The organism is Aquirufa sp., assembly GCF_964796385.1.
Window position 1 is genome coordinate 1 of the sequence record NZ_CBAUBA010000036.1, and the last position, 21,434, is coordinate 21,434.

The 21,434-nt window shown below is 43.4% G+C and carries 12 protein-coding genes; 10 read left to right on the top strand and 2 right to left on the bottom strand.

Annotation, left to right across the window (positions count from 1 at the left end; all coding sequences use genetic code 11):
* Positions 1 to 268: 268 nt before the first annotated feature.
* Positions 269 to 1,894, bottom strand: a complete 1,626-nt coding sequence (gene pruA / locus AC1W6K_RS10045) for an L-glutamate gamma-semialdehyde dehydrogenase (RefSeq protein ID WP_481947379.1) — start codon at positions 1,892 to 1,894, stop codon at positions 269 to 271.
* 46 nt (positions 1,895 to 1,940) lie between these two features.
* Complete coding sequence (locus AC1W6K_RS10050) at positions 1,941 to 2,618, bottom strand: helix-hairpin-helix domain-containing protein (RefSeq protein WP_481947380.1); 678 nt, start codon at positions 2,616 to 2,618, stop codon at positions 1,941 to 1,943.
* 507 nt (positions 2,619 to 3,125) lie between these two features.
* Here AC1W6K_RS10050 and rpoB point away from each other — a divergent pair.
* The 10 genes from rpoB (at position 3,126) to AC1W6K_RS10100 (ending at position 21,312) form a co-directional block, all read left to right on the top strand.
* On the top strand, positions 3,126 to 7,001 hold the full coding sequence (gene rpoB, locus AC1W6K_RS10055; protein ID WP_481722076.1) for a DNA-directed RNA polymerase subunit beta: 3,876 nt from the start codon (positions 3,126 to 3,128) through the stop codon (positions 6,999 to 7,001).
* 65 nt (positions 7,002 to 7,066) lie between these two features.
* Entirely contained in the window at positions 7,067 to 11,389 is a 4,323-nt protein-coding gene (rpoC, locus tag AC1W6K_RS10060) for a DNA-directed RNA polymerase subunit beta' (RefSeq protein ID WP_481722078.1), read from the top strand.
* 322 nt (positions 11,390 to 11,711) lie between these two features.
* Complete coding sequence (locus tag AC1W6K_RS10065) at positions 11,712 to 12,857, top strand: HlyD family secretion protein (RefSeq protein ID WP_481720588.1); 1,146 nt, start codon at positions 11,712 to 11,714, stop codon at positions 12,855 to 12,857.
* Position 12,858: 1 nt separating this feature from the next.
* Positions 12,859 to 15,024: a peptidase domain-containing ABC transporter gene (locus AC1W6K_RS10070; protein WP_481947381.1), complete on the top strand. Its 2,166-nt coding sequence runs from the start codon at positions 12,859 to 12,861 to the stop codon at positions 15,022 to 15,024.
* Between the two features lie 23 nt (positions 15,025 to 15,047).
* Entirely contained in the window at positions 15,048 to 15,368 is a 321-nt protein-coding gene (locus AC1W6K_RS10075) for a DUF3467 domain-containing protein (RefSeq protein WP_395785474.1), read from the top strand.
* A gap of 103 nt (positions 15,369 to 15,471) precedes the next feature.
* Positions 15,472 to 16,923, top strand: a complete 1,452-nt coding sequence (locus tag AC1W6K_RS10080) for a tagaturonate reductase (protein ID WP_481947382.1) — start codon at positions 15,472 to 15,474, stop codon at positions 16,921 to 16,923.
* 5 nt (positions 16,924 to 16,928) lie between these two features.
* On the top strand, positions 16,929 to 18,332 hold the full coding sequence (gene uxaC, locus AC1W6K_RS10085) for a glucuronate isomerase (RefSeq protein WP_481947383.1): 1,404 nt from the start codon (positions 16,929 to 16,931) through the stop codon (positions 18,330 to 18,332).
* Positions 18,333 to 18,334: 2 nt separating this feature from the next.
* Positions 18,335 to 19,345 (top strand): PfkB family carbohydrate kinase, encoded by a 1,011-nt coding sequence (locus AC1W6K_RS10090; protein WP_481947384.1) that lies wholly within the window; start codon positions 18,335 to 18,337, stop codon positions 19,343 to 19,345.
* 2 nt (positions 19,346 to 19,347) lie between these two features.
* Positions 19,348 to 20,010, top strand: coding sequence for a bifunctional 4-hydroxy-2-oxoglutarate aldolase/2-dehydro-3-deoxy-phosphogluconate aldolase (locus tag AC1W6K_RS10095; RefSeq protein ID WP_481947385.1), 663 nt, complete (start codon positions 19,348 to 19,350; stop codon positions 20,008 to 20,010).
* A gap of 21 nt (positions 20,011 to 20,031) precedes the next feature.
* On the top strand, positions 20,032 to 21,312 hold the full coding sequence (locus AC1W6K_RS10100; protein WP_481947386.1) for an MFS transporter: 1,281 nt from the start codon (positions 20,032 to 20,034) through the stop codon (positions 21,310 to 21,312).
* The last annotated feature ends 122 nt before the right edge of the window (positions 21,313 to 21,434 follow it).

Below are 21,434 nucleotides of genomic sequence, written 5' to 3' on the forward strand. Positions count from 1 at the left end.
ATTTCTACCAACACGTCAAAGAACTCTTTTAACTTTAAGCTTAATCACCAAGTCGAAACTCAAGCAATCAAACCCTAAGTCAATGCGCCAGAATCGTTTTCCTAGCAATTGGGAGTGCAAAGATGTAGGAATAATTTATAAATACCAACACCCCAATCGAAATTAATTGTACCCTAAACCCTAATCACCTGAAAGTCAACGGAGATCAATAACAAAAAACCTTGCAAAATTCAAATCTGCAAGGTTTCCCAATGAAATATATAATCGCTTAGCCCAAAAATGGATACCTGAAATCAACCGGCGACACAAATACCTCCTTCACCGTTCGCGGCGAAACCCAGCGCAACAAATTCAAATACGATCCCGCCTTATCATTCGTCCCCGAAGCACGCGCACCACCAAATGGCTGTTGGCCAACCACCGCCCCCGTACATTTATCATTTACATATAAATTACCAGCCGAATTTACTAATGATGCCTTAGCCTCCTCCAATGCGTACGAATCCTGTGCAAAAATAGCACCCGTCAACGCATAAGCAGATGTCTCATCAACCAATGTCAACGTTTGCTTCCAATCCGCATCCGGATACACATAAATCGTCAACACAGGTCCAAAAATTTCCTCAACCATCGTTCTCGATTTCGGATTCTTCGTCAACAGGACCGTTGGCTCCACAAAATATCCCTTCGAATCATCGCAATTTCCTCCCGCCACAACCGTCACATCCGTATCCTTCTTGGCATCCGAAATAAATCCCGAAATCTTACCAAACGCCTTCGCATCAATCACCGCATTAACAAAATTTCCAAAATCCTCTGTACCACCCATTCGAATAGCCGCTAAGTCTTCCTTTAAATAAGCCTCCACCTTTGGCCACAAAGAAGCTGGAACATACGCACGAGATGCAGCCGAACATTTTTGCCCCTGATATTCAAAAGCTCCCCGAATTAATCCCACCGCTAATGCTTTCGCATCTGCCGACGAGTGAGCTACCACAAAATCCTTACCACCAGTCTCCCCCACAATCCGAGGATAAGATTTATAATTTGAAATATTATTACCTATATTTTTCCAAATCGTTTGGAATACAGCCGTCGATCCCGTAAAGTGAACGCCCGCAAAATCGCGATGCGAAAAGACAACATCTCCGGCCTCGGGACCATCCGCAAATACCAAATTGATCACACCCACCGGCAAACCCGCCTCCTCCAAAATATCCATTAATAAGCCCGCCGAATACACCTGCGTGGGCGACGGCTTCCAAACCACCGTATTGCCCATCAATGCGGGTGCCGCTGGCAAATTGCCCGCAATAGCCGTAAAATTGAAAGGCGTCAACGCATACACAAAACCTTCCAAAGCCCGATATTCCACCCGATTCCAAACACCCGGCGATGAAACCGGTTGGTCTGCATAAATCTGTGAAGCAAAATGAACATTAAAACGTAAAAAATCTACCCATTCACACGCTGCGTCAATCTCCGCCTGAAAAGCGTTTTTGGATTGCCCCAACATCGTCCGCGCATTTAATTGCATCCGATATTTCGTTGCCGACAATTCCGCAGCCTTTAAAAAAATTGCTGCCCGGCGCTCCCAAGGGGTACTCGACCATGCTTTATGTGCAGATAAGGCTGAATCGATCGCCGAAGCAACCTCCGATTTACCACCTTCATAATAATATCCTAACACGTGTTGGTGATCATGCGGACATGTCATCGGCATTTTTTTTGCGCCTTTCACCGATTTGCCTCCGATACGCATCGAAATCTCCACTTGCTGACCACGTAAATCTGCGATCGTTTGTTGCAATTTTGTCCGCTCTGCAGACCCCGAGGCATAACCTAAAATGGGTTCATTAATCGGTGTAGGTACTTTAAAAAAGCCTGTTGACATATATAGTATGAATTGAAGTGTTTATCGGCGCAAATTTAACGATTTTTTATGGGTCAAAAGCAAGGTAAGGACGTAAGCGCTCCCAGACACGCATGTCTAACAACTTAATTTGGCTTAATTCATCAAAATCCCGAACCACCCCGTGCTGTTTTCTATAGTTCAAAAACAGCTTGACTTGTGCATAAGGTAAGTACGGATGTCGAAATTCCTGCCAAAGCAAGCGATTCACCTGTAATTTCCGAAAGACTCCCGCGCCCAAATGAAACCGCTTCCGATTGCGCTCTACCCAGACTGTATCCATTCCGTACACTTCATTTAATTGGCTTACCTGATAAAAACCACCCAACTGCGCTTTAAATTTCAAAATACGTTTGGCGAATCCAGGGCCAATACCAGGTAAGGCTACCCAAGCCAACGAGTCTGCCCCATTCATATCAATCTTCCAATCATCCTGCTTTCGAGGTGCCCAAGTTGCTTTGAAATAATAAGGCTTTGGATATTTTTTTGCCAAACGGCTTTTTTGAGCAACCTCCATACGGCTGTACTTCACCTCTAATTGAATCGGGTCCAAAAAAGCAATAACTTTTTGGCGAGCGCGAAAACGCACAATCGCATCAAGCCCCATCCCAAAAACGATTAACGCAACCAATACCATCGCACCCCTCAATTCATTGCGTGTCATTCCAAGGGTAAAGCGGAAGTAGTATTTTAGGCGAGCGAGCATGTGGGCAGTAGTCAGTGGTTAGTAGTCAGTGGTCAGTGGTCAGTAGTCAGTGGTCAGTAGTCAGTGGTCAGTGGGCAGTGGGCAGTCCGAAGGGAAAGAGTCCGGAGGTAAATTCAGTTGCTAAACGAGTGGTGCATAAAATCATTGTATCAGTTTACTTATAAAGAGGGGAGAGATAAGAGATAAGAAGTAAAAGATACGGACTGACTACTGTCTACTAACCACTCCGGACTCTTTCCCTTCGGACTGACTACTGACTAAAAAAATCCTCCTCCCCTATTTGTACTTTAAAAAACTTTCCCTACTTTTGCAGGCTATTTTAGGATTAAAGCCTACGGGCGAATCCGAAAAATGTTTTTCTGAAACACAAATCTCTTATCGTAGGGGAGGCGCAAAGGGGAAATCATTTTATCATCTACGAGGCATTCAGCTTTTAATTTTCGTCGAAAACGGCGAGAAATTGTGCCTAAGGGCCATTTTTCATTTTAATTTAAAACGTATAAAGCCTTGAGTAACATCACTGCCACAGGAAGACACAGCTTTGCGAAAACGCAGTCTGTGATCAATTATCCAGATTTTCTGGATATCCAAGTCCAATCCTTCCAGGATTTTTTCCAGCTAGAGACAGCTGCGGAAAACCGTACGGACGAAGGTTTATTTAAAGTATTTGCTGAAAATTTTCCAATCGCGGATTCGCGGGAAAATTTCGTTTTGTCGTTTGTCGACTACTCAGTAGATCCACCGAAATATTCGGTAGATGAGTGTATCGATCGCGGTTTGACGTATTCAGTACCTTTAAAAGCGAAATTGCGTTTGATCTGTAATGACACAGACAACGAGGATTTCCAAACCATCGAACAAGAGGTTTTCTTAGGAAACATTCCTTACATGACCGAGCGTGGATCATTCGTGATCAACGGTGCGGAGCGTGTAATCGTTTCTCAGCTACACCGTTCACCTGGTGTTTTCTTCGCGCAATCGAAGCACACAAACGGAACGAAATTGTATTCTGCACGTATCATTCCATTCAAGGGATCTTGGATTGAATTTGCTACCGACGTTAACAATGTGATGTATGCGTACATCGACCGTAAGAAAAAGTTTCCAGTTACTGTATTGCTTCGTGCAATCGGTTACGGAAATGACAAGGATATCTTGGATTTATTTGGCTTAGCTGAAGAAATCAAAGTAGACAAAAAAGCTGTGAAAGGCATCGTTGGTCGTCGTTTGGCGGCACGTGTTTTGAAAACATGGCAAGAAGACTTCGTAGATGAAGATACAGGTGAGGTAGTTTCTATCGACCGTAACGAGATCTTAATCGAGCGTGATACCGTTATCACAGAAAACGAAGTTGAGACAATCTTAGAATCAGGTTCGGCCACAGTGATCTTGCACAAAGATGACGTGAACGTTTCTGACTTCAATATCATTTACAATACCTTGCAAAAAGATACATCGAACTCAGAGAAAGAGGCCGTTGAAGTTATCTACAAGCAATTACGTAATACAGACGCACCAGATGAGCAAACTGCTCGTGATATCATCCAAAACTTGTTCTTCTCGGACAAGCGTTACGATTTGGGTGAAGTAGGTCGTTACCGTATCAATAAAAAATTAGGTCATGATATCCCAATGGATGTCAAAGTATTGACTAAAGAAGATATCATTTCTATCGTGAAGTACTTGATCGGTTTGATCAACTCACGTGCGGTAGTTGATGATATTGACCACTTATCTAACCGTCGTGTTCGTACCGTAGGTGAGCAATTATATGCTCAGTTCGGTGTAGGTCTTGCACGTATGGCGCGTACGATCAAAGAACGTATGAATGTTCGTGACAACGAAGATTTCAAACCGGTTGACTTGATCAATGCCCGTACCTTATCGTCGGTGATTAATTCATTCTTTGGAACGAACCAATTATCTCAATTCATGGATCAAACGAATCCATTGGCTGAGATAACGCACAAGCGTCGTATGTCGGCACTAGGGCCAGGTGGTCTTTCACGTGAAAGAGCTGGTTTCGAGGTTCGTGACGTTCACTATACGCACTACGGTCGTTTGTGTACGATTGAAACTCCAGAGGGACCAAACATTGGTTTGATTTCATCTCTTTGTGTTCACGCGAAAGTGAACTCGATGGGATTCATTGAAACACCTTATCGTTTGATTGATGGAGGTAAAGTAGATACGTCAAGCAATGTTCAATATTTGACAGCTGAAGAAGAAGATGGTAAAAATATCGTTCAGGCGAATGCAACCATCGATATTAAAACAGGTAAATTCTTAACGGATCGCGTTAAGGCTCGTTTTGAAGGTGACTTCCCATTGGTTAACCCAGCGGATGCACAATATATGGACGTAGCCCCTAACCAAATTGTTTCGGTTGCAGCTTCATTGATTCCTTTCTTGGAGCATGATGATGCGAACCGTGCGTTGATGGGATCCAACATGCAACGTCAAGCGGTACCGCTTTTACGTCCAGAAGCTCCTATCGTAGGAACTGGTCTTGAGCACCGTGTAGCGATTGATTCGCGTACGTTGGTTGTTGCTGAAGGTGACGGGGTGATTGAATATGTAGACGCATTGAAAATTGTTGTCAACTACGATCAAACTGAATCAGAGGCGTTAATTAGCTTCGACGGATCAATGAAGACATATGAATTAATCAAATTCCGTAGAACGAACCAGGATACAACGATCAACTTAAAGCCGATTGTTTTCAAAGGGGAGAAAATAAAGAAGGGTCAAGCGCTTTGTCAAGGTTATGCAACTGAGGCGGGAGAATTAGCGTTGGGTCGTAACATGAAAGTGGCGTTCATGCCATGGCAAGGTTACAACTTTGAGGATGCGATCGTAATCTCAGAAAAAGTTGTTCGTGACGACATCTTTACGTCAATCCACATTGAAGAATTCGAATTAGAAGTTCGTGATACAAAACGTGGTGAAGAGGAATTGACATCTGAAATTCCAAACGTTTCCGAAGAAACAGTTCGTAACCTAGACGAGAACGGTGTTGTTCGCGTAGGTGCTGAAGTGAAAGAAGGAGATATCTTGATTGGCAAGATTACACCTAAAGGTGAGTCGGATCCAACGCCAGAAGAAAAATTATTACGTGCCATCTTTGGTGACAAAGCGGGTGATGTAAAAGATGCTTCGAAGAAAGCGCCACCATCATTAAAAGGTGTGGTTATCGATACGAAATTGTTCGCACGTCCTAAGAAGGATAAGGAAGAGCGTGACAAATCGAAAGCAGAATTGAAGAAGTTAATGAAGGAATACAGTAAGGACCTTTTGGAGATTCGTCGCCAAATGATCGAGAAGACTGTAGCCATATTAGCGGGTAAAACTTGCGCGGGCATCAAGCACAAATTCGGCACAGTAATCGTGGAGAAGGGTGTTAAATTCTCAGCGAAGAATATCGAAGAATTATTATTCCCAGATAAAAACATGTATCGTGATGAGTCTACGTATGCGGTTCAAGAAGAAGCCAACTTGCTTTCTGACTTGATCGTAGAAGAGGCAACTTCAGATGCAACATTGAACAAATTGTTCATGAACTTAATTAAGAACTTCAACGTGAAGCGTAACGAAATCGCTGGTCGATTTAAGCGTGAGCGTTTCGTTCTTGAAGTAGGTGATGAATTACCTGCGGGAATCGTGAAGTTGGCGAAAGTCTACATCGCGAAGAAACGTAAGTTGAAAGTAGGAGATAAGATGGCAGGTCGTCACGGTAACAAGGGTGTTGTAGCTCGTATCGTACGTGAGGAAGATATGCCATTCTTAGAAGATGGAACACCGGTAGATATCGTATTGAATCCACTTGGAGTACCATCTCGTATGAACTTAGGTCAAATCTACGAGACTGTATTAGGTTGGGCTGGACAAAAATTAGGTAAGCGTTATGCAACACCTATTTTCGACGGTGGAACTGAGGCGGAAGTAGCAGCTGAATTAACGTTAGCTGGATTACCTGACTGGGGTCGTACTTACTTATATAATGGTTTAACGGGAGATATGTTTGATCAACCGGTAACTGTGGGTATCATTTACATGTTGAAACTTGGTCACTTGGTAGATGATAAAATGCACGCACGTTCAATTGGACCATATTCATTGATTACACAACAACCATTGGGTGGTAAAGCTCAGTTTGGTGGTCAGCGTTTCGGTGAGATGGAGGTTTGGGCACTTGAGGCCTTTGGAGCAGCGAATATCTTGCAAGAGATCTTAACTGTGAAGTCGGATGACGTGATCGGCCGTGCCAAAGCGTACGAAGCAATTGTGAAAGGCGAGAATATGCCTAAGCCAAACATTCCAGAATCATTCAACGTATTGATTCACGAATTGAGAGGCTTAGCTCTTGAAATCACACTTGAGTAATCATTTATCTGGCCGCTAACCCCGGCCCTTAAAAAGAAATCATTTTCCAATTAAATACATCGAAAATGTCATTTAAAAAGACGAGAAAACTGAACAGCGATTTCCAAAAAGTGACCATCTCATTGGCATCACCGGAGTCGATTCTTGAAAGTTCAAACGGTGAGGTAACTCAACCGGAGACTATTAATTACCGTACCTACAAACCTGAAATGGGTGGTTTGTTCTGCGAACGCATTTTCGGTCCAACTAAGGACTGGGAGTGTCATTGCGGAAAATATAAGCGTATTCGTTACAAAGGCATTATCTGCGACCGTTGCGGTGTGGAGGTGACTGAGAAAAAAGTACGTCGTGAGCGTATGGGCCACATCGAATTAGTGGTTCCGGTAGCACACATCTGGTACTTCCGTAGCTTACCGAACAAAATCGGTTACATGCTTGGATTATCTACTAAGAAATTAGATCAAATAATCTACTACGAGCGGTATTGCGTCGTTCAAGCAGGTATGTACGCGGAAGAAGGAAAGATTGGTAGCCAATACCTTGATTTCTTAACGGAAGACGAGTACTTAGATATCCTAGATAAATTACCACGCGAGAACCAACACCTTCCTGATGAAGATCCACAGAAATTCATCGCGAAAATGGGTGCTGACGCGTTAAATATGTTATTAACGCGCATCGACTTGAACAGCTTATCAGCTGAACTTCGTCATGCAGCGGATACGGAATCTTCTCAACAACGTAAAGCTGAGGCTTTAAAGCGTTTGAAAGTAGTGGAAGCATTCCGTGAGTCAATCGGCCGTATCGATAACCGTCCTGAGTGGATGATCATCAAAATGGTTCCTGTAATTCCACCAGAATTACGTCCATTGGTGCCATTAGATGGAGGTCGTTTTGCTACATCTGATTTGAACGATTTATACCGTCGTGTGATTATCCGGAACAACCGTTTGAAGCGTTTGATCGAAATCAAAGCGCCAGAGGTAATCTTACGTAACGAAAAACGTATGTTGCAAGAGGCTGTTGACAGTTTGTTCGACAACTCACGTAAAGTAAATGCGGTTCGTTCAGAAGGTAACCGTGCCTTGAAATCTCTTTCAGATATGTTGAAAGGTAAGCAAGGTCGTTTCCGTCAAAACTTATTAGGTAAGCGTGTCGATTATTCAGGTCGTTCGGTTATCGTCGTAGGTCCAGAATTGAAAATGCACGAATGTGGTCTTCCAAAAGATATGGCGGCCGAATTATTCAAGCCGTTTGTTATCCGTAAGTTGATCGAGCGTGGAATTGTAAAAACAGTTAAGTCGGCAAAGAAAATTGTTGACCGTAAGGATCCTGTGGTTTGGGATATTTTGGAAAACGTCATGAAAGGACACCCAGTTCTTTTAAACCGTGCTCCTACGTTACACCGTTTGGGTATTCAAGCGTTCCAACCGAAATTAATTGAAGGAAAAGCAATCCAATTGCACCCATTGACTTGTACGGCATTTAACGCCGATTTCGATGGTGACCAGATGGCGGTTCACGTTCCACTGGGACATGAAGCGATTTTGGAAGCCTCTTTGTTAATGCTTGCATCGCATAACATCTTGAACCCAGCGAATGGTGCCCCTATTACGGTACCATCTCAGGACATGGTGTTAGGTTTATATTATGTAACTAAAGGACGTAAGTCGACACCAGACCACAAAGTGGCAGGTGAAGCATCACGTTTCTATGGATTTGAGGAGGTTGTTATCGCCTTGAACGAGAAGAAATTATCGAAGCACGCGAACATCGTTGTGAAAGCTACGGTACGTAAGGATGATGGTACATTGGTAGAAGAAATGGTGGAAACTGTTGCTGGTCGTGTATTATTCAACTTATGTGTTCCGGAGGCAGTAGGTTACATCAATGAGTTATTGACAAAGAAGAAGTTGCAACAAATCATCTCACAAGTTCACAAAATTTGTGGTATGGCACGTACAGCTCAATTCTTGGATGATATCAAAGAATTAGGTTTCCAACAAGCCTTCCACGGTGGTTTATCGATGGGTATTGGCGATGTTCAAATTCCTGCTGAGAAAGCTTCATTAGTGAAGAAAGCACAGGAAGATGTTCAAGCGGTTTGGGACAACTACTTAATGGGTCTAATCACAGATAACGAGCGTTACAACGCAGTTATTGATATCTGGACAAAAGTGAACTCGAAAATTACCGAGACATTGATGAAGCAGATGGAAGAGGACAACCAAGGATTTAACGCCATCTACATGATGATGCACTCGGGAGCCCGTGGTTCTCGTGAGCAGATTCGCCAACTAGGTGGTATGCGTGGATTGATGGCTAAGCCTCAGAAGAACTTGCAAGGTTCGGTAGGTGAAATCATCGAAAACCCAATCCTTTCTAACTTTAAAGAAGGTCTTGACGTATTGGAGTACTTTATCTCGACACACGGTGCGCGTAAAGGTTTGGCAGATACTGCCTTGAAAACAGCCGATGCGGGTTACTTAACACGTCGTTTACATGACGTTGCTCAAGATGTTATCGTGAATGAAGAAGATTGCGGTACCCTTCGTGGTATTGAAGTATTCCCATTGAAAGATAATGACGAGATTATCGAGCCATTATCTGAGCGTATCTTAGGTCGGGTTTCTGTACATGATGTAATTGATCCAGTTTCTGGCGAGTTAATCGTTGAGTCTGGTGAGGAAATCACAGAAATTGCAGCTCAAAAAATCGACGAAACTGCTATCGATTCGGTAGAAATTCGTTCGGTATTAACATGCGAAACGCGCAGTGGTGTTTGTGCGAAATGTTACGGACGTAACCTTTCTACAGCACGCATGGTGAACATCGGTGAGGCAGTAGGTGTAATAGCATCGCAGTCTATTGGTGAGCCAGGAACGCAGTTGACATTACGTACCTTCCACGTGGGTGGTACAGCCCAAAACGTTTCCTTAGATGCGAGCGTTAAAGCGAAGTTTGATGGCGTTGTGAACTTTGAAGAAGTTCGTACCGTAAACTCGACGGATGCTGATGGTAACTTGACGGAAATCGTCATGGGTCGTTCAGGTGAAGTTCAGATTATCAACCCGGCTAATAAGCAGGTGTTGATCTCGAATAACGTCCCTTACGGTTCGTTCTTACGTGTTAAAGAAGGTCAAGCGATCAAAAAAGGAGATGAAATTTGCGTTTGGGATCCATACAATGCGGTTATCCTTTCTGAAGCTGAAGGTAAAATTGAATTCGAGGCAATCGAAGAAAACAATACCTATAAAGAAGAGGCGGATGAGCAAACAGGTATGCGCGAGAAGGTGATTATCGAGTCGAAAGACAAGACGAAAAACCCATCTGTTCTTATTACAGCAAAAGGCAAGGAGAATTTGGTATACAACGTTCCAGTAGGAGCTCGTTTAACTATAAGCGACGGGGAGAAAATCAAAGCGGGTCAAATTATCGCTAAGATTCCTCGTGCAGCAGGTAAAACGCGTGACATTACCGGAGGTCTACCACGTGTAACTGAATTATTCGAAGCACGTAACCCTTCTAACCCAGCAGTCGTTTCTGAAATTGACGGAGTAATTTCATATGGTATCATCAAACGTGGTAACCGTGAGATTATCGTAACGCCAAAAGAAGGAACAGAACGCCGTTACTTAGTGCCATTGACTCGTTTTATCTTGGTACAAAATAATGACTTCGTACGTGCTGGAATGCCATTATCTGATGGTGCGATTACGCCATCTGATATCTTGAAAATTAAAGGGCCAACTGCGGTTCAAGAATACTTAGTAAATGAGATCCAAGATGTATACCGCCTTCAAGGGGTAAAAATCAACGATAAGCACATCGAGTGTATTGTACGCCAAATGATGCAAAAAGTTGAAATCCTTGAGCCAGGTGATACGCAATTCTTGCAAAATCAAAACGTAGATCGTTTTGTTTTCCGTCAAGAAAATGACTTGATCCTAGACAAGAAAGTAATCTTAGACGCAGGTGATTCTGAGAAATATAAAGCAGGTATGATCCTTACCGCACGCGCTTTACGTGATGAGAACTCATCATTGAAACGCCGTGACTTGAAATTGATGAAAGTACGTGATGCACAAGCAGCCGTTTCTTCATCTAACTTACAAGGAATCACACAGGCTTCGTTAGCTACAGATTCATTTATCTCGGCTGCATCCTTCCAGGAAACAACGAAAGTTCTTTCTGAAGCTTCAATCCGTGCCAAAGTAGATACCCTAGACGGCTTGAAAGAGAACGTAATTGTAGGGCATTTAATTCCTGCAGGAACGGGTGTTCGTCGCTACCTTGATATTTTAGTTACTTCAGCTGAAGAAGTAAAGCAACTAGAAAAATCAACAGCGATAGAAGTAGAAGAGGTGAAAGAAAGCGTAGCAAATTAGACGCTAGGCTTTAGACGTTGGACGTTAGACTTTAGACGTTAGACGTTGGACGTTAGACTTTAGACGTTAGTCCTATTGAAATTAGCCCTGAGCAATCATTTGTTCAGGGCTTTTTTTATGGGGCCTGGGGCTCATTTTACGCTGTCGATATATTTTGCCAAGTAGTTGGAATTTGTGCCTCTAAAGGCCCTAAAAGGCCTATTTTTCAGGCTACACCCTTTGTTTTTATCCAAGTTGCCATTTGACTCATTTCGCATTCTCACGCTTATGTCGCAATTTCATGGAAACAATCTAATCGATTGTCTACCTAACCCACTAAGCAATGAATTCAGTAGAAGCAAACGTCACCTATACGGTTGAAAATCTATGGGCCAAAACCCATGTCAATACGCGCTCAATCTACATCGTATTAGTCATACTGATAATCAGTTTTCTCTTCGCACTCCCCTATATTTTTGTTGACATCAGCTCTCAAAGTCGGGGCATCGTGCGGAGCTCGTATGAAAATGTTCCGATTACGAATATGGTGGCGAGCAAAATCCTTTCGGTACATTTTAAAGCAAACCAACAAGTCGCCAAGGGTGATACCTTGTTCATTTTGGATCCTGACATTCTGAACACAGAGATGCAGTTGACGACAGGGAAACTCCTCCAAAATCAACAGGAGTTAGCGGATCTTAGTCGCGCGTTGCGTGGTTCGGATTTGTCCTTTGGGCAGCTGGCTATGCAGGCCGACTACGCCCAATACCAAGCGCAATTAAAAGAACTAGGCGGGAAGGTACATCAGGCAGAAAATACCTTGAAACGTAATCAGATATTATTCGACGCGCGGGTGATTCCCCCGCTCGAATATGAACAACATGTACATGCTTTGGATGACCTTACGAATCAACTTAACATGGCCACTAAGAAGCAACAAAGTCATTGGGAACGTCAGCGAACTGAGCTAAAAACAAGCCATCAAACCCAAACAGCCAATTTGAAAAAGCTAAGGCTTGAACAGAAACAGTATGTCATTATAGCACCGATTTCAGGGACAATTGTCAACTACAAAGGATATGCCGCAGGAACCTTTATAAATAATGCACATGTAATTGCTGAAATTTCACCTGATCAAAAATTGGTCGTCGAGTGTTTAGTTGCCACACAAGATATTGGATTAGTCCATGCAACACAACGGGTCAGATTTCAAATGGATGCCTACAACTATAATTATTGGGGATTAGTAGAAGGAGAGGTCGTTGACATCGACCAACACGTCAGCCAGCAAAATGACCAACTTTTCGTCAAAGTGCGTTGTCGGCTCAATCGCATGCACCTCAAACTCAAGAATGGCTATCAAGCGGGCATTCGAAAGGGGATGACGCTTTCAGCGCATTTTATCGTAACACGCAGAAGCTTGTATCAATTATTGTTTGATCACGTGGATGCTTGGTTGAATCCGATCACAAACGGACAAAAATCATAACATGGCCTCTATCCGGGTAAAACAGCACGATATTAAGGATTGTGGTGCTGCTTGTTTGGCATCGATTGGAAATCATTATAAAATTCAAATTCCGATTGCACGAATTCGTCAATTGGCAAGTACAGATTTGCGAGGGACAACAATTTTAGGCCTACGCCAAGCGGCCGAAAAAATGGGGTTTAAGTCAAAGGGCATCCGCGGCAAATGGGAAGTCATGACTGAAATGCCTTTACCTGCCATAGCACATCTCCACCTAAAAAATGGCTTGCAGCATTACGTGGTAATCTACCGCGTAAATTCGCGCCACGTAAAAGTTATGGATCCAATCACCGGCGAGATGGAAAAGTATACACAGGACCGTTGGATGGATATTTGGACCGGAGTAGTTTTGTTGGCCATTCCAGGGGACGCATTTAAGCCTTTCTCTACTGGAAATACACCCCTTTTTCGCCTATGGAAATTAATGGAGCCCCATCGGACAGTCTGGATACAAGCAATACTTGGTGCACTTTTATATACAATGCTCGGCTTAGGGATGTCCATTTACATCCAAAAAATCACGGATTACGTCCTCGTTGACGGAAACCGCAACCTTTTGAATTTATTGAGTGTCGGGATGTTAGGCATCGTTCTACTTCAAGTTTTTATAGGCGCAAACAAGTCCTTAATGGTTATGAAAACGGGTATGCAAATGGATGCGCGATTGCTTTTAGGATACTACCAAAATGTCTTGCATTTACCTCAGGCGTTTTTTGATACGATGCGCGTAGGAGAGATAACGTCCCGATTAAATGATGCGATTAAAATACGCCATTTTATCAATGACGTTGCCATGGATTTATTGGTGAATTGCTTTGTCCTGGTATTTACGTTGGCCTTAATGTTTCGAACCTATGGCCCATTAGCGATGCTTCTGATATGGGCGATCCCAGCGTATGGACTAGTATACTGGTTGGCAAATTGGCAAAACAAACGCATGGAGCGTCGGCTCATGGAAGATGCGGCCCAAGTTGAAATTCACGTGGTGGAATCTTTACAGCACAATCGATCGATAAAAGAATTTGGCATTGCCTCCTTTATTCAACAAAAAGCGGAGAATAGATTTGTTAAACTCTTGCTTACATCTTATCAGGGAGGCAAAAACGCACTGTTTACGGCCAACAGTACCCTCTTGATTTCCCAGGTAGTGACAATTGCCGTCTTGTGGCAAGGGGCGGGATATGTGCTAGATCGCTCTATAACGCCGGGGGAATTATTCTCATTTTATGCGTTAGTGGGTTTTGTTACGAATCCGATGCTTGCGTTAATGGGGGCGAACAAAGCGGTCCAACACGCGATTATTGCCTCCGAGCGATTATTTGATATCATGGATTTAGAGGTGGAGAAAAGTGATGGGCTTATAACGCTTGAGACAGACGACATCGGTGATATTCAATTAATAAATGTTGGATTTATGTACGGAACGCGCACACACGTTTTAGAATCATGTTCATTGCGATTTAAACATAATCAGTGGACGGCTATCGTAGGGGAAAGTGGCTGTGGGAAAAGCACCTTGTTTGCGCTGATTCACAAACTATATCCAATTTCAAATGGCCAAATTCGAATTGGGGCACATGATATTCAATTGGTCCATCCTCAAAGTTTACGGAAAATAATACGGCTTGTGCCTCAACAAGTGGAATTATTTGCAGGAAATGTCATTGAAAATATTGCGTTGGGGGAAGAGTATCCGGATATAAAACATGTGGTGCAGTTATGCCAACAAGTTGGCATTGCTCCATTCATAGAGCGACTCCCAAGTACATACCTTAGTTTGTTAGGTGAAAATGGAGCCATGCTTTCAGGTGGTCAAAAACAACGCATTGCGATTGCGCGCGCGTTGTACCATGATCCTGCGATTTTGTTATTGGATGAGGCCACGTCGGCGCTCGATGCGTATGCGGAGGCAGAAATGCAGGTATTGTTTAGGAAATTTATGGCAGGGGGTAAAACGATTGTTTCGATTGCGCATCGTTTATCTAGTGTAGTAGATGCGCATCAGATTGTATTTCTCCATGAGGGAAATGTGTCTGAAGAAGGAACGCATGAGGCACTGATTGCAAAACGAGGAGACTATTGGCGACTTTGGCAAAAACAACATGGGATTCTCCAAGTAGATTCGTAATTTGAGAACTTATTCGAGAAATTATGGAAAACCAATCAGAAGAAAACCAGCTTAACATTGAATTACCGGAAGAATTAGCAGAAGGCGCCTATGTGAATTTAGCCTTGATCGCCCACTCGCCATCCGAATTTGTGATGGATTTTATCCGCATCTTACCGGGATTACCCAAAGGAAAAGTAAAGTCTCGTGTGGTAATGACACCTGACCATGCCTACCGACTGATGCTTGCATTGCAAGAAAATATGCAAAAATATGAGGAAAGTTTTGGCCCCATTAATAAAGATGGAAGTGAGGGTGGATTCGATTTTCCCATGAATTACAATGGCCCGATAGGCGAAGCGTAAACGTTTTAGATAATTTTATTGCCCAAAAGCCCGATTTTTCCTGACCTTTTTCGGGTAAAAAAAGCGCCTTTATTGCTTTTAAATCAAAACACAAGCATAGCGTATGCCCATCTTATCGAAACAAAATTTAGCCGCCGGATTTAAATCTACGATTCCGGTTCAATTACCTAAACAAGAAGTTTTTTCCTATCCAGAAAAAGTGCTGCAATTTGGCACGGGCGTCTTGCTGCGTGGTCTATGTGATTATTTCATCGACAAAGCGAATCGCCAAGGGATTTTCAAAGGACGTGTAGTTCTTGTCAAATCTACAGATCGTCCAGGCGCGGATGCGTTTACGGAACAAGATGGCTTATTTACACATTGCATAAAAGGTATAGAGAATGGCGTTGCCATCGAAGAAACCGTTGTTAATGCGTCCATTTCACGCACACTGACGGCGGCGACGGAATGGAACGCTATTTTGGAATTGGCACAAAGTGCCGACATGCAGTTGATTATTTCCAATACGACTGAAGTGGGTATTCAATACGTAGCGAATGACCCGATTTCGGGAGGAAGCCCAAAATCATTCCCCGCTAAATTACTCGCGTTTCTAGTTGCCCGTTTCGACCACTTCAATGGGTCAGCAGAATCGGGTATGGTGATTGTTCCTACGGAGTTGATTATCAACAATGGTGATGCTTTAAAAGACATCGTCTTGAAATTAGCCGCGGATCTCCACTTGCCAGCCGCGTTTATTACGTGGCTAAACACACACAACCATTTCTGTAATTCATTAGTGGACCGTATCGTTCCTGGCGCGCCTGATGCGCAAACGAACGCGGCCATTTGTGCTGATTTAGGCTATACAGACAAGAATTTGATTATCTCCGAGGTATATAGTTTGTGGGCGATCCAAGGTGGTAGCCGTGTTAGAGACGTCTTGAGTTTTGCCAAAGTTGACGCGGGAGTTGTCATTGCAGAGGACATTGAAATCTACCGCGAATTGAAACTTCGCTTATTGAACGGGACACATACACTGATGTGCGGCATGTCCTATTTACTCGGTTTTCGCCTCGTTAAAGATGTGATGGCCAATGGCTACTTAAGCAAACTTGTGATGAATTTAATGTTGAGCGAACTCGCGCTGGCCATTCCTTACAAAATGGATTTCAAAGTGGCGGATCGCTTTGGCCGGGCGGTATTAGATCGATTCCGTAATCCATTTATTAATCACAAATTGATTGATATCACGGTTCAATACACGACCAAAATGCGGATGCGCAATGTGCCCTTATTGGTTAATTACTACAAGGAATTTGGCAAAGCGCCGGAATTATTTGCCATGGGATTTGCTGCATATTTGCAGTTTATGCATGCAGTGAAAGAAGAAAATGGCAAGTACTTTGGCGATTCAAATGGTGAGCTATATCCGATCAATTGCGATTATGCTAGCTATTTTTACGAAGCTTGGAAAGATTTTGATTTGAAAAAAATATTGGCAGATACAAGCCTTTGGGGTGCTGATTTAAGTGCATTACCTGGCTTTGAGCAAGCCGTACAGAAATACCTATAGATCCTATGAAAGCATTTTTAAACGCAGATTTTATTTTACAAACGGCTACGGCACAGCAACTATACCATGATTTTGCGGCCGATATGCCCATTATTGATTACCACAATCACTTAGTGCCCCAACAAATCGCGGAGGACAAACAGTTTGATAACATCACTCAAATCTGGTTGGCCGGCGATCACTACAAATGGCGTGCAATGCGTGCCCATGGCGTGGATGAAAAATACATTACGGGTAACGCGAGTGACGAGGAGAAATTCATGAAATGGGCTGAAACGGTTCCGTATACTATGCGTAATCCTTTGTACCATTGGACACATTTGGAGTTGCAACGGTATTTCGGTGTGACGGAATTATTGAATGCGGAATCAGGTAAACGTATTTACGACCATTGCTCTGCCCTGCTACAAACGAAGGAACACTCGGTCAAAAATATATTATTGAAAATGAACGTGAAGGCGCTCTGCACGACGGATGATCCGATCGACGATTTGGCATACCACAAACAAATTGCGGCGAGTGGATTTAGCGTCAAAGTCTTGCCCACTTTTCGCCCCGATAAAGCGATGGGTGTCGACGATGAAATCGTGTTTATTGAGTATGTCAATGCGCTCGCGGCTGCGGCTGGCGTGAGCATTCGGTCGCTTGCCGACTATAAATCAGCGATTAAATCGCGCCATGATTTTTTCCATGCGGCGGGATGCCGACTGAGTGATCATGGGCTAGAACATATCTATGCGGAAGATTTTACGGAGGAAGAAATCGAACATATTTTTGAGCGATTAATCACGGGTAAATTTTTGAATAAAAAAGAAAAATGGCAGTTTAAATCGGCCATGTTAATCTATTTTGCGCATTTAGATCATGCTCGTGGGTGGACCCAACAGTTCCACTTAGGCGCACTTCGCAATAACAATGCGCGCTTATTGGGCGCCTTGGGACCTGACACCGGGTTCGATTCAATTGGTGATTTCGAACAAGCAAAGCCGTTATCAGCTTTCTTAAATCGCCTGGATTCGACGAACCAACTAGCCAAAACAATTTTGTATAATTTAAACCCGCGGGACAATGAATTATTCGCCACGATGACGGGGAATTTTCAAGATGGAACGCTGGTAGGTAAAATACAATTTGGTTCAGGCTGGTGGTTTTTGGACCAAAAAGATGGGATGGAAAAGCAGATTAATGCGCTTTCTAACATGGGTATGTTGAGTCACTTTGTGGGGATGTTGACCGACTCACGCAGTTTCCTTTCTTTCCCGCGTCATGAGTATTTCCGCCGGATCTTGTGTAATTTGATCGGCAATGATGTAGAAAATGGCGAATTGCCAGCCGACATGCCTTGGTTAGGGAAGTTGGTGCAAGACATTTCGTACACCAACGCATCTGAATTTTTTAATTTCGAATAAGCATGAAAAAAGTAGTCACATTTGGGGAAATTATGGGGCGCTTAAGTCCTCCGGGGTATAGCCGCATTGTTCAGGCGCAGTCGCTCAATATAACTTTTGGTGGTGGCGAGGCGAATGTGGCAGGCGGATTAGCTCATTTAGGAATTCCTACAAAACACGTTACGCGCTTTCCAAATAATGAATTGGGAAGAGCTGCAGCTGGATATTATGCGCAGGTTGGCGTAGATACGTCGGACATGATTTATGGTGAAGGGCGTTTGGGATTATATTTTGTGGAGTTTGGTGCGGCGATGCGTCCAAGTAAAGTGACTTATGACAGAGCAGATTCAGCTTTTGCAAATTTAGTTCCTGCTGAATTTAATTGGACCGAAATCTTCAAAGATGCATGTTGGTTCCATTGGACGGGCATTTCACCCGCCATTTCGGAATCTGCTGCGCAAGCCTTACGTGATGCGATTGCTACGGCTAATGCGATGGGGATCACGGTTTCAGCGGATGTGAATTACCGCAAGAACCTTTGGCAGTATGGAAAAACTGTCCAAGAAGTGATGCCTGAATTAATCGACGGATGCGACATCATCGTGTGTGGCAAAGGGGATGCCGAAGATATCTTAGGTATCGTTCCCGATGGAAGCACGAAAAGCGGTTGGCATTCCATATCCCAGCAAATCATGGCGCGATTCCCGCGCTTGAAAAAAATCATTAATACGAAACGCGGACAAATTTCCGCTTCGCAAAATACACTTTCGGCTGTTTCCTTTGATGGCGAAAAAGTTATAAAATCGGATACAGTTGAGATTAGCCAAATTGTAGACCGCATCGGTGGTGGAGATGCTTTCATGGCAGGCTATATTTATGGCCAATTAATATATGGAGATGAGGCTCAATCCTTGTCATTTGGGGTGGCGGCCTCCGCGTTAAAGCATACCATAGAAGGTGATATCAATCGGGCGAATTTGGATGAAATAGAATTAGTAATGAAAGGCGATCTAAGTGGTCGTTTAAATCGATAAATATGGCCAGAAATAGTTCCGCGGTGGTATACCAGCGCTTCTCAGAAACTCCGATTATCCCTTTATTTTTTAATGCAGATTTGGGCGTTGCCCAGTCGGTGCTAAAAGCGTGCTATGATGGGGGTATTCGCGTATTTGAATTTACAAATCGCGGAGCAGAAGCGCCTGCAATTTTTGCCAAATTAATCCATTATTGCGAGAAGGAATGCCCTGATTTGGTATTAGGTATAGGTACAATATATGATGCGAAACAGGCGAATGAATTCATTCAAATGGGAGCTGATTTCATGCTACAGCCATTTACGACTCCTGAAGTAGGTGAAGTTTGTGCGAAACATGATGTGCCTTGGATGCCTGGCACGATGACCTTAACGGAGATTCGTAATGCAGAAGTTTTGGGTGCGAAGATTGTAAAAATTTTCCCAGGCAACGTGGTAGGACCTGGATTTGTAAAGGCACTCAAAGGACCGATGCCTCATTCGAAAATTATGGTGACCGGTGGCGTGGAACCTACGCATGAAAGCATGAAAACTTGGTTTGAAGCAGGTGCCGCCGTCGTAGGTATGGGGTCACAATTATTCCCTCCTGCGTTAATCGCCAAACAAGATTACCAAGGCATTTCGAATACTATAAGTGATTTAATACAAATTTATCGGAGCTTATAATGCTCCAAAAACCTCTAAACCATGAATAAAATAGGAACGTACCGCTGGCGAATTTGCGCTTTGCTCTTTTTCGCTACGACGATTAATTACTTGGATCGCCAGGTGATTGGTCTGTTGAAACCAGTCTTAGAAGATCAGTTCAACTGGTCAGAGACTGATTATTCGAATATTGTCATCACTTTTCAGGCGGCGTATGCCATCGGTTTATTGGGGTTTGGTGGGATCATTGATCGCATTGGAACTAAGCTTGGTTATTCAATTTCGATTATTGTTTGGAGTATTGCAGCGATGTTACATGCCATGGCAACAGGTACCTTAAGTTTTGCATTTATGCGTGGGTTGTTGGGCTTAGGCGAGGCGGGTAATTTCCCGGCGGCGATTAAGACAACGGCTGAATGGTTTCCTAAAAATGAACGCGCGTTAGCGACGGGAATATTTAATTCGGGAGCGAATATTGGGGCCGTGGCTGCTCCTATTTTAGTGCCTTGGATTTTAGGTATTTACGGCTGGGAAATGGCTTTTATTGTCACTGGGGCCATTGGATTTATTTGGTTGATTTTCTGGTGGTTTTACTATGAGGTTCCTTCGAAACACAAGATGCTTTCTAAGGAAGAGTTCGATTACATACATGCCGACAAAGAGGAGAAAGATGAAAATCAGGATCCGGTTAAATGGGGACGGTTATTTGGGTTTAAACAAACGTATGCATTTGTATTTGGAAAGATGTTAACGGATCCTATTTGGTGGTTTTTCTTGTTCTGGTTGCCTTCGTATTTCAGTGAGCGCTTCCAATTAGATTTGAAAAAGCCGAGTTTGGAACTAATTATTGTATACACAGCAACGACCATTGGAAGTATCGGTGGAGGATGGATGTCTGGCTATTTGATTAACAAGGGATGGCCATCATTCAAGGCGCGTAAGTATTCGATGCTGGGATTTGCCTTGGCAGTTGTGCCGATTATGTTGGCGCGTTACTGTGAAAACATCTGGCAAGCTGTTGCCTTAATTTCCTTGGCAGCGGCCGCGCATCAGGCTTGGAGTGCGAATATTTATTCGATTGCGACAGACATGTTCCCGAAGAAGGCCGTTAGTTCGGTGATTGGCATTGGAGGGATGGCTGGATCTGTGGGTGGTATTTTCTTTCCTATGATCGTAGGGGCACTACTTGATAAATATAAGTTATTAGGTAATATCAATGATGGCTATAATATCATCTTCTTACTGTGTGGAAGCGCCTATATATTGGCTTGGGCGATCATTTACACCATAGCTCCGAAACTGGAGACGGCGAATATCGATTAATTGATATACTATTTTTTGTATGGGTACGTTAGCTTTGGCACACCTTAAAGGTGTGCCAAAGCTTAAGAGTTTACGATTTCATAATGCTCTGTTAATTCAGGCCTTACATACGGCGTGTATTT